Raw genomic sequence first — 5894 nt, 5'->3', positions numbered from 1 at the left:
TTCATCTACCCACTACAGTTGACAAAGAGCCAAAAATCAGGGCCGCCTTGTTTTTCAAAAGTGATCCTTGCTTGGTCGTTTTGGAGGCTTGCTCAAAGCGATGGTTGTAGGACCAGTTTGGCAACCAGATGAGGGCCGCTAGGCCAACAAAGAGGGTCAATAGGATAACAAAGGTCTGCCAGGAACTAGCTTCTACAATCGGTACAGCCACCATTGAACCGACCGTTCCCGCTAAGCCCATCATGGTGATATAGACGGTGGTATAGAGCCCAACCTTAAGTGGGAAATGCACGGAGACCAGACTGGGCAGGAGGACATTGATAATGGCCACTGAAATACCGATTAGGATGGTTCCAAGAAAGAGCCCTGCTACACCTACAATCCGAAGCAGGGAGCCAGCTGTCATGACCAAGAGGGCCAGGCCCAAGAGTTTTTCCAGACCCAATCGAGCCGCCCAGCCAGGAGCCAGGGAAGAACAAAGGGCAAACATGACGAGGGGCAGAGAAGTCAAAATGCCCAAGTCACTGACTGAAACACCCAGGCCAGCCGCAATATCCGTCAAAACAGCTGGAATCGCAGTAAATGGGACCCGCATCACGGCCCCCATCATCATCACACCAATCAATAAAAAGAATGATTTTTTCTTGTTACTAGAGTTTTTCATACACCTAGTATAGCATAAGTTTTGCTAGGGAGTAAATAATTGAATGGTTCAAAGAATTTTTTTTGAAAGGAGGCTACTCCTGCTCCCCTTTTCTATCAGATGTTGCCCAATCATCAGAAGTTGAGACTTCTTTACTCGTAAGGTATAGAAGAATAGATTCTCCAAAACCATATAGATTGACAGTCCAGAAAGTAAGAAGTAAGAGGTTCCGATGACTTGTTCAATCTGAGTTAGGGTAGCAATCCCTTCTCGTAGCACTTTATAGAGGGGGGCATTTTCTTTTAAAATGGTCCAAATGGCTTTCAAAGTCGCTTCCATGTCCCCAAGGCTTTGTAAACTAAGGCTCCGCAGCTTGTCTAAAATCTGTTCAACAGTCGCTTGAAAATCATACTGTCCAAGCTCGCCAGATAGCTGGTAAATCTGCCATCCCTGGATGATCAGGACAAGCAGGACAGCCAAAATAGCCCCAGCCATCAGCCAGATTAGCCCGTAATAGGCCCAGGTCAGGCGCATCAAGGAAGGACTAAGTCCTCTTTCTCTCTTCAAAATGCCCAGCAAGTGCATATTTCCCCAAAAGTAGAGGATGAGCTGACCCAGAAAGGCAAGAATCAAGAAAACTCCCATCCAAATTAGTTTTTGGCTGATAAAGGTGCCGAATTCACCTGCCAAAAGGGCGTCCAGATAGGCCATGGAGGGAGTCAGACTGGCTTTGATGATTCCCTGGTAGATGGCCGGCTGGAGCATGAGTAGGACAAAGATAAGCAAAGCCCAAGAGCCATGGAGCAGCCGACTGAAATTAGGCTTCACCATGAACTCTTCCTGCTTTCACTTTTATACCCATCCACCGTAACATGAAGATGAGAATGAGGGCAATGGGCCAAAGTTTGACTGGGAAAAAGAGGGAGATGAAGATACCTGCCAGCCACTCCTTCTGCAGCAAGGTGACCGCCAAAGAAAGGCTGACAACCAGAACGACAAAGAGGGGGTCGTAGCCTGGCAGCAATTGGGCCACTGCAAAGCCCTGCAGGATGCTGGCAAAGGTGATGGGAAAAATATCTCCGCCTGTCCAGCCTGTTTCCAGGCAGATTTCCAAAAAGAGAAGTTTGAGAAGGGACAGACCAAACAAAACTAGGACTGGTAGCTCCAGCCCCATCTCCACAACTGAGTGCATGGCATGCTGGCCAGAAAAGAGCAGGCTGGGCGCAAAAACCGCAATTCCAAAGATGGCAATTGCACCAAGCATGACTTTAGCAAAGAGAGGCAAGGAATACGCCTTCAAGACAGCTTTTATCTTTTTCATCAGCCAATAGTAGACTTTACCAAAGAGGAAGCCATAGAGCATGAGGGGCAAAATCAAAACCAATTCCGCCATCTGCCACTGGCTGTCACCCAGTTTGGTGATAAAGGAAGGTTGCTCGGTCATCCGCATCAGCAGGACAAAAATAATCAGGCCGTTGACAATGAAAAACAAGCGCTTCTTCTTATCCGTTCCCTTCTGGCTGGCTGGATAGGTCAGCAGGTATTGACTGGGATGGAAAAGCCTGACAAACTTATCTTGGAGGGGCAGGTGCTTCAGCTGCTCTCTATTAGCTTCTAGGTAACGGAGCTTATCCGCCTGCCAGATGGAGTAGGCAATGACTGCCCCCAACAAAGGGGCCTCTGGCCCAACTCCTGCTCCCATTACAAGGATGAGTAGGGCCAAGACCAGGCTGCGCCAAGTATGGCGGTAATTGACGGTCTGACCTTCTTTCAGCTCCTCCATCAGCTCATGGCTGGTTCTAGGCAGACTCCCCCACTTTCGTTTGAGGGCAAAGACCAAGAAGCCACCCACCAAGAGCAAGAGACCTTTATAAAGGTTGGGAAAGGGCACAGAATGCCCCCAGCTTTCCCACAATAGATGGCTGCCAAATTTTTCAGCCATCAGAAAGAGAAAGGCAACTAGGGCAATCAGACTGCTCAAGCAGAAGCCCGAAAGCAGGATCCTAAGATTTTGTTTCTTCATCACTTTTGATCCTCCTCCTTGGGCAAGAGCTTGTTCATCTCCATATAGTAGGTCACCACAATCCCTGACAGACAGCCGAAAAAGAGGAGGCCATAGAGAGACAGGATAACACTGACAATCCTGCCGATGGCTGTTGTCACCACAATATCCCCATAGCCCGTAGTGGTCGAGGTCACGAAAGAATACCAAATACTATCTCCGAAAGTCTCAATGGCAGGCTCAGTAAACAACAAGATCAGGGCTGCCAGAAAGAGATAACAGACAAAGGACAGGATAAAATTGGAAAAATGGGTTACCTTGACAATATGCCACAAAACCTGCAAAGGTTTCTTTTTTCTAAGATTCGCTTTCATGGTATTTCCTCCTAAAAGAGCGGACTCAAGACTCTTAGAACAGCCTGACCTGTCCGTTTCAGCAGTCCTTCTCCCAGCTCCTTCAACTGCACTTCTTCACTGACCGCAAAGGTTTCGAGATAGTCTTCTTTCAAGTCCTTGAGCGCGTCAACCTCATAAAGGAAGGTACCGCATTCAAAGTGCAGGTAGAGGCTGCGGTAGTCCATGTTGATGGTCCCAACGACGCCAACCTTATCATCTGCCAGATAGCTCTTGGCATGGATAAAACCTGGCGTGTAGCGATACAAGCGAACGCCTGCTTCCAGAAGCGGACGGAAATAGGATTCGGTCAGGGTGTAGACAGCCTTCTTATCTGGAATCTTCGGCACTACGATGCGGACATCTACCCCTCTTTTGGCCGCCATGGTCAGAGCCAGTGTCATCTCATGGTCGATAATCAGATAAGGGGTAAAGATGTAAACATAGTCCTTGGCATTCCAGAGGATATCCATATAGAGGTTCTCTGAAATCAGCTCCTCATCCAAAGGCGAATCGGAGAATGGCTGGACATAACCCTTGGCCTTTACGGACTTCTTAGGCAGATAGGCCGCAACATGGGTCTGCTCCTTGCGGCAGGCATCCCAAACCGAGAGGAACATGAGGGTCAGATTGGCAACCCCATCCCCTTCCAAGCGCAGACCGGTATCCTTCCAGTGGCCTAATTTGCTGTCCACATTGATGTATTCATCCGCGATATTGATGCCCCCGTTGTAAGCCACATTTCCATCAATGACTAAGATCTTGCGATGGTCGCGATTGTTCATTCCCAGAGCTAGATAAGGGACCATCGGGTTAAAGGTTACCACCTTGACGCCATTGCTCTCCAGCTCGGCCTTGAAGCCCTTTGGCAAGACCATCAGAGAACCCAAATCATCATACATGACACGGACATCCAGGCCTTCCTGTGCCTTGTTGATCAGGATATCCTTCATCCCATCCCACATCTGCCCTTGGCCGACAATGAAGTATTCAAAGAAGATAAAGGACTGGGCCTGCTCCATATCTTTGAGCATGGAGGCATACATGTCCTCACCCAGTTTGAAATAGGACACATCCGTATTGCCATGGCGGGTATAAGTGCCCTGACTGGCAATGTAGTCCGAAATTCCTTTGACCTCGTCTGCAATTGGGACATCTTGGGAAGAATAGTTAGTTTGCTCTAAGGCTTGCTCAATGCGGGCTTCCGACTCTTGAATGGCCTTTCTCAGCTTCTTAGCTGGTTGCTTGTTGGCAGAGATTAAGTAAAGAAAGGTTCCAAACATGGGCATGAGGCCAATCAGGATGAGCCAGCCAATCTTGTAGACCGGATTATCCTTGGAGCTGACAATAGCCAACATCATCAGGACACTGACAAGCCCCAAAATAGCTGTAATCACTGTGGAATAGCTGCTTAATTGGTAGAAAAAGAGCAAGAGCCAGGCCAGTTGTACAAAGAGCAGGATGGCCCCGATGGTGACCTTGTTAAAGAGGATATTTTTCAGCTTCTCCATATTGAAACCCTTTCTAACTTATGCTTTTTTAGATTTGAAATAGAGAACGATAGCCGCAATCCCTTGGTAGATAAAGACAAAGGCCACGGTATAGGTCACAATCACGCCTGTCATGAGTGGGTGACCCATCATGATGATCCCTGCGATAATCCCCAAAATACCCGTCCAAAGAAGGGTGCTGCCCAACTTCTTGTCCACTTTTTTGACTTCAAAACTCATAATCGTCTTGGAAACACCTGTAAAGAGGGCCCAGAAAGCAAAGATGAAGGGAATGAAGGTCACTTTTTCAAAGAAGGTCCCTGAGAAGAGCCAGATAGCCAAGAGAACCGTCATCACACCGGTGAAGAGGTCCCAACCGCTTTTCTCATCAGCTGAGAAGTATTTGATGATATCAGAAATACCGTTGACCATGAAAATGAGGGCAAACAAGATGGCAAAGGACAGAAGGCTGAGGGCTGGATTGGCCATCAGATAAAAACCTGCAAGAATGGATAAAACACCCGCTACGATAGACAACCATGATAATTTTTTAGACATAATAACTCTCCTAATATTTATTGTTTTTTTATTTATTTTTGTGTTGATTTCGAGGACAGGCCTCATACTGGACTTCTAATCATGAATCACTCCTTTTCACTTTTCATCCTTTAAAATGCCATAAATCATGAGATGAAGGACCTTTTTGAGGTCATTTTCATATTGGCTGGCCAAACTGCTGGTTCCTTGAGATCCGCTGGCCCCAGATAATAACTCCGAAAGAGTTGCTGGATAAAGGTCAGATAGTATAGGGCCGCTTCTTGGCTGATATAATCTTTGAGGGTTGACTCAGACAGTAATTTTTCTGAAACCTGACGATTCAAGTCCTCAAAAACAGCCTTTTCCTGTGCCACTTCCTCAGCAATTTCTGCTGGAGCTGTCATCCAAACCTCAAAGAAGACATGGCTGTGGTGAGGAAAATCCTTGGAAAAACGATGACGACGTTCCATATAGTCTGCTAGGCTGGGAATGTCACCTGACTCCCCACGGATGATGGACACAGCCTTCTGAAAGCTCTCACGGACGCAGGCCAGATAGAGCTCCGTCTTGCCAGAAAAGTTATGGTAAAGAATCCCCTTTGAAATCTTGTGATTTTTGCAGAGTTCATTGATGCCGAAGGCCTTATAGCCCTTTTGAGAAAACTCGATTAGGGCCGCTTCAATGATGCGCTCCCGAGTTAGCTGGGTTTTCAACTCTTTTTTCATCCTACTGCTCCTAAGCTTTTTTGACATTATAGACCAGTTGGTCTACAATGTCAACCCCTATGCACTAAAAAAAGAGGCTCTATAATTTCTGTAGTGGGTAAATCC

Annotated in this window: 7 protein-coding genes; all 7 read right to left on the bottom strand. The window is 47.1% G+C overall.

Annotation, left to right across the window (positions count from 1 at the left end; genetic code table 11):
• Position 1: 1 nt before the first annotated feature.
• Positions 2-664, bottom strand: coding sequence for an MFS transporter (locus tag RR45_RS10685; RefSeq protein WP_244148324.1), 663 nt, complete (start codon positions 662-664; stop codon positions 2-4).
• 48 nt (positions 665-712) lie between these two features.
• On the bottom strand, positions 713-1474 hold the full coding sequence (locus RR45_RS10680; protein WP_143188770.1) for a hypothetical protein: 762 nt from the start codon (positions 1472-1474) through the stop codon (positions 713-715).
• On the bottom strand, positions 1461-2666 hold the full coding sequence (locus tag RR45_RS10675; protein ID WP_031365521.1) for a chloride channel protein: 1206 nt from the start codon (positions 2664-2666) through the stop codon (positions 1461-1463). The genes RR45_RS10680 and RR45_RS10675 overlap by 14 nt, the downstream gene beginning before the upstream one ends.
• Positions 2666-3019: a potassium channel family protein gene (locus RR45_RS10670; RefSeq protein WP_031365520.1), complete on the bottom strand. Its 354-nt coding sequence runs from the start codon at positions 3017-3019 to the stop codon at positions 2666-2668. The genes RR45_RS10675 and RR45_RS10670 overlap by 1 nt, the downstream gene beginning before the upstream one ends.
• An 11-nt stretch (positions 3020-3030) precedes the next feature.
• Positions 3031-4548, bottom strand: coding sequence for a cardiolipin synthase (cls, locus tag RR45_RS10665; protein ID WP_031365519.1), 1518 nt, complete (start codon positions 4546-4548; stop codon positions 3031-3033).
• A gap of 18 nt (positions 4549-4566) precedes the next feature.
• Complete coding sequence (locus RR45_RS10660; RefSeq protein ID WP_031365518.1) at positions 4567-5085, bottom strand: HdeD family acid-resistance protein; 519 nt, start codon at positions 5083-5085, stop codon at positions 4567-4569.
• Positions 5086-5210: 125 nt separating this feature from the next.
• Positions 5211-5777: a TetR/AcrR family transcriptional regulator gene (locus tag RR45_RS10655; protein ID WP_244148323.1), complete on the bottom strand. Its 567-nt coding sequence runs from the start codon at positions 5775-5777 to the stop codon at positions 5211-5213.
• Positions 5778-5894 lie beyond the last annotated feature (117 nt).

Source organism: Pseudolactococcus chungangensis CAU 28 = DSM 22330 (assembly GCF_002441885.1).
In the GTDB taxonomy this organism is placed as follows: domain Bacteria; phylum Bacillota; class Bacilli; order Lactobacillales; family Streptococcaceae; genus Pseudolactococcus; species Pseudolactococcus chungangensis.
This window is presented reverse-complemented; position numbering and strand designations above follow the sequence as displayed.

Coding starts and splice junctions, on each gene's coding strand:
- RR45_RS10685 (WP_244148324.1), bottom strand. CDS start 664: ATGAAAAACTCTAGTAACAAGAAAAAATCATTCTTTTTATTGATTGGT.
- RR45_RS10680 (WP_143188770.1), bottom strand. CDS start 1,474: ATGGTGAAGCCTAATTTCAGTCGGCTGCTCCATGGCTCTTGGGCTTTG.
- RR45_RS10675 (WP_031365521.1), bottom strand. CDS start 2,666: ATGAAGAAACAAAATCTTAGGATCCTGCTTTCGGGCTTCTGCTTGAGC.
- RR45_RS10670 (WP_031365520.1), bottom strand. CDS start 3,019: ATGAAAGCGAATCTTAGAAAAAAGAAACCTTTGCAGGTTTTGTGGCAT.
- cls (WP_031365519.1), bottom strand. CDS start 4,548: ATGGAGAAGCTGAAAAATATCCTCTTTAACAAGGTCACCATCGGGGCC.
- RR45_RS10660 (WP_031365518.1), bottom strand. CDS start 5,085: ATGTCTAAAAAATTATCATGGTTGTCTATCGTAGCGGGTGTTTTATCC.